Below are 3174 nucleotides of genomic sequence, written 5' to 3' on the forward strand. Positions count from 1 at the left end.
TCGACCTGGATCCTGGCGTTCCAGAAGGATCCTTGTTTCGCGTAGCCGTGGAACTCTAGGGCTTTCAGGAGCAATGTGCGGCTGATCAATGGTCCGAAGCTGCAGCAGTTGCTCAAGCAGGTCAGGGGTGATGCCGGCGCAGGACACTGGAAGACTCATGGCTATGCAGGACGAGCCACTGACAAGGAACCCAAAGCGGCGAAGGTAGCCGCTCCGAGTTGCCCGAGGTGCGCGCAGGCCATGATCCGACGCACAGCGAAAAAGAGTGCATACGCGGGCCAGGAATTTTGGGGCTGTTCGGACTACCCGCGCTGCCGCGGCACCGCTTGAGCATGGCGACCGGCGTCCATCTGCTGGTCTGGAGAACGTCCAGCCGTCCCCAAAGGGACGCTTGCATTTTCTGTCCGGCGCATGAATTCGCTGCAGGTCGTGGCCCGGCCATCTAGCACACCATCAAAAGGTGACCTGCCTGCACGAGTCAAGAACGGGAAGGCTGCAAAGGCGCCCAAGAAGAAGGTGACCGCAAACGCCAAGCCACCGAAAGATCAGAAAGCTCCAGCAGTGGCCAAGGCACTGCGCGCACAGCAGTTGCCCCCAAGGAAAAAGTCCTTGGAGAAGCTGCCGATCGCGATGTATCGAGACCTTCTCAAAGACCTCAAGGCCTCGAACCGACCCAAGAGCTTGTCCGCCTTGGAACACCACATCCAAACGAAGTTCGGCCCCGCCCCGGCGAAAAAGGTGCAGTTGCTCATCGAGCGCCTGCTGACCAGCGATGTGATTCACCTGGCCGATCGGAAGCTGGGTTACGGCCCTCCTCAAGGTTGATGCCAGGCGGTGACCCAGCATAGCGGGGGCGGGCACCCAATTTCCGCTCTAGCTCTAGCAATCCAACCGCTGCTCCGACCCGCCCATAGCTGCGATCTTGCCGTTGATCGTGCCTATCCCAGCCGCAAATGTCGTACATTCACACCGACGCGCCATCCGCTGGTGCTCGCAAATGGCGGAGCCGGAGCAAATTTCAAAGGAGGCCCGGATGAATCCGAACCAGATGTTGTGGGAGAAGGGCGACTTCACCGCGATTGCCGCCTTGATGCGCGATGCTGGCGAAGCGCTGGTGAAATCGCTCGACGTGAAGATGCCGTTGCGCGCTTTAGACCTCGGTTGCGGCGATGGCACCACGGCAGTTCCGCTCGCCCGCACCGGCGCCGAAGTCGTCGGCATCGACATCGCCCGTAACCTCGTCAAGGCCGGCAACGAGCGTGCAGCGGCAGCCGGTCTCATGAACCTTTCGATTCAGGAGGGTGACGCCTCGAACCTGGAGGGTGTTGCGGACCGTTCGTTCGACCTCACGCTGACCGTGTTCGGCGCGATGTTCGCGCCCCAGCCTTTCGACGTCGCCAAGGAAATGGTGCGCGTCACCCGGCCGGGCGGTCGCATCGTGATGGGCAACTGGATCCCCAACGACCCAACCTCGTTCGTGTCGCAGCTGCTCAAGATCAGTTCGGCGTTCGCGCCTCCGCCGCCTGAGGGGTTCATTAGTCCAATGACCTGGGGTGTGGAGAGCCATATCGTCGAGCGATTCGGTCAGGCCGGTGTGCCCGCGGACCGTATCTCGTTGGTCAAGGACACCTTCTGGTTCACGTCGCCTGATAGGAGCCCGGCGGAGGTGATTGGGCTGTTCCGCCAGTTCTACGGACCGACCATGAACGCGTTCGAGGCGGCGCAAAAGAGTGGCACCGAGGCCGATCTCCACAACCAACTCCTGGAGCTCGCCAATGCGCAAAATCAGGATACCGCCGGCGGCACTTCGATCCCCGCCACGTTCATGCGCGTGACGGTCGCAGTCTGAGCGCTGGCGCAACGGATTGGCACCGCCATCTGATTCTCCGAAATATAGGGAGGCCGCAATCTGTCCCCCATTCGTGGCAATCGCAAGCGCACGTACGCTGCCTGTCGCCTGATCCCGTGTGTGGCCCGCGAAGATCCGTCCGAGCCCGGGACGCTCGCGAGTCCGCCGAGCCATGGCGTAGGGCAGGGCGGCGAAGTGCTTCAGCAGCTCGATGCGGTCCAGCGCGCTCAACTTGGCGAGCCAACCCATCCCGTTGAAGGGCGTAGGTCGATCGTCTTCGCGAGATTGGGAGGCGCGCTGTTGCTGATGCGCCGCGTGCGGCGCAGAAAGCGGCCGAAGCGCGCACCCGTTCTCGCGAGAGAGACGGCGGGCCACCGCAAAATGGTCCAAATGACTGAACCCGGTGAACTCTCCGACTCTGATCTGCGGGAGCGCGCACTCGAATGGCGCCGACAGGCCCTCCAGGGCGTGCTACACGCAAAGGGCTACGCCCATGAATACGAGACCGAGATTCGTCGCCGAACGCGACCGCTGACGACTATGAGCGTCCGGCTCGACATGGCGCCGCTGGCGGCGCGTTCGCGGCCCTGGTGGAGGTTCTGGTGAGGCTCGCGCCTTCCTGCAACTTACGGTGTCCGAACCACAATAATGTCAGCCGCGTGCCAGAATTTCGTCCTCAGCCGCGCCGACGACCGCAACTACCGCTCTAGTGTAGTGCGCCACTTAGATATGTACTTATCTTGTACGCCTTGCCAGTGCGGCCTTGGCTCGCGTGACCTTGGCCAGGATGTCGGTCGCTCTGGCGGTCCAGATGAAGGGTTTTGGGTTGGCGTTGTGGTGGGCCACGTACAGATCGATCGCCAATTCCAGTTCGGGCAGTCGCGGAAGAAGCGCTCGACCATGTTGAGCCACGAGGCGCTGGTGGGCGTGAAGTGCATGACGAACCGCGGGTGCTTGGCGAGCCAGGCTTGAACCTCCGGGTGGGTGTGGGTGCCGTGGTTGTCCACGATCAGGTGCAGCTGCAGGTGCTTGGGCGTCTTGCGCTGGATCAGGCGCAGGAACTGCAGCCACTCGACGTGGCGGTGTTGCTGCTGACACATCGAGATCACGGCCGTCCAGGGTGTTCAACGCCGCGAACAGCGTGGTCGTGCCATGGCGCTTGTAGTCGTGAGTGACGGTGCCGGCGCGGCCTTTCTTCATCGGCAAGCCCGGCTGGGTGCGGTTGAGCGCCTGAATTTGACTTTTTTCGTCGCAGCTGAGCACCAGGGCGCGCTCGGGTGGGTTCAGGTACAGCCCCACGACGTCCAGCAACTTGTCCTCGAAGC

General features: G+C 62.4%; 4 protein-coding genes and 1 pseudogene. 4 read left to right on the forward strand and 1 reads right to left on the reverse strand.

Annotation, left to right across the window (positions count from 1 at the left end; genetic code table 11):
- The first annotated feature begins 75 nt into the window (after positions 1 to 75).
- The 4 genes from AC1DY5_RS48855 to AC1DY5_RS48870 all read left to right on the forward strand — a co-directional run bounded on the left by AC1DY5_RS48855 (position 76) and on the right by AC1DY5_RS48870 (position 2455).
- Positions 76 to 330, forward strand: a complete 255-nt coding sequence (locus AC1DY5_RS48855) for a topoisomerase DNA-binding C4 zinc finger domain-containing protein (RefSeq protein ID WP_478121538.1) — start codon at positions 76 to 78, stop codon at positions 328 to 330.
- Between the two features lie 81 nt (positions 331 to 411).
- Positions 412 to 825, forward strand: a complete 414-nt coding sequence (locus tag AC1DY5_RS48860) for a hypothetical protein (RefSeq protein ID WP_478121539.1) — start codon at positions 412 to 414, stop codon at positions 823 to 825.
- A 208-nt stretch (positions 826 to 1033) separates the two neighbouring features.
- Complete coding sequence (locus AC1DY5_RS48865; protein ID WP_478121540.1) at positions 1034 to 1849, forward strand: class I SAM-dependent methyltransferase; 816 nt, start codon at positions 1034 to 1036, stop codon at positions 1847 to 1849.
- Positions 1850 to 2239: 390 nt separating this feature from the next.
- Positions 2240 to 2455 (forward strand): hypothetical protein, encoded by a 216-nt coding sequence (locus tag AC1DY5_RS48870; RefSeq protein WP_478121541.1) that lies wholly within the window; start codon positions 2240 to 2242, stop codon positions 2453 to 2455.
- A 129-nt stretch (positions 2456 to 2584) separates the two neighbouring features.
- Here AC1DY5_RS48870 and AC1DY5_RS48875 read toward each other — a convergent pair.
- Positions 2585 to 3174 (reverse strand): annotated as a pseudogene (locus AC1DY5_RS48875) (IS630 family transposase); the annotation flags it as partial.

This window comes from Variovorax sp. P4_D9, from assembly GCF_056401695.1.

Coding starts and splice junctions, on each gene's coding strand:
- AC1DY5_RS48860 (WP_478121539.1), top strand. CDS start 412: ATGAATTCGCTGCAGGTCGTGGCCCGGCCATCTAGCACACCATCAAAA.
- AC1DY5_RS48865 (WP_478121540.1), top strand. CDS start 1,034: ATGAATCCGAACCAGATGTTGTGGGAGAAGGGCGACTTCACCGCGATT.
- AC1DY5_RS48870 (WP_478121541.1), top strand. CDS start 2,240: ATGACTGAACCCGGTGAACTCTCCGACTCTGATCTGCGGGAGCGCGCA.